General features: G+C 52.8%; 1 protein-coding gene. It reads right to left on the bottom strand.

The genetic code is table 11. The features are described from left to right. Window positions 1–51 precede the first annotated feature (51 nt). On the bottom strand, window positions 52–231 hold a 180-nt coding region (locus tag SB679_RS26515; RefSeq protein ID WP_410705437.1), incomplete at its 5' end, for a hypothetical protein.

Here is a 231-nt window from a genome sequence, read left to right as displayed (position 1 = left end):
TGGGTGTCAGCAGCGAAAAAGTCTGAAGCTTCGCTGCTGAGCCCAGCGGGTTTAGAGGTAGCGGACGGTCAAGGTCAACGAACCGTCGATGAGGACTTCATTGGTCAGCGTCAGGCTGTTGGTCGGGGCAATTTCCGGCTCGATCCACAGGTTTGAAACCAGCAGTTGCACCGGTACCGGAACTTTGTCGCCACTTTTATAAACGGAGACAAGGTTATTTAGCGGTTTGAA

Origin of the sequence: Chryseobacterium sp. SIMBA_029, from assembly GCF_046535275.1 — a bacterium.
Lineage (GTDB): Bacteria > Bacteroidota > Bacteroidia > Flavobacteriales > Weeksellaceae > Chryseobacterium.
The sequence above is the reverse complement of the archived record's forward strand: the minus strand, read 5'-3'. Positions and strand labels throughout refer to the sequence as shown.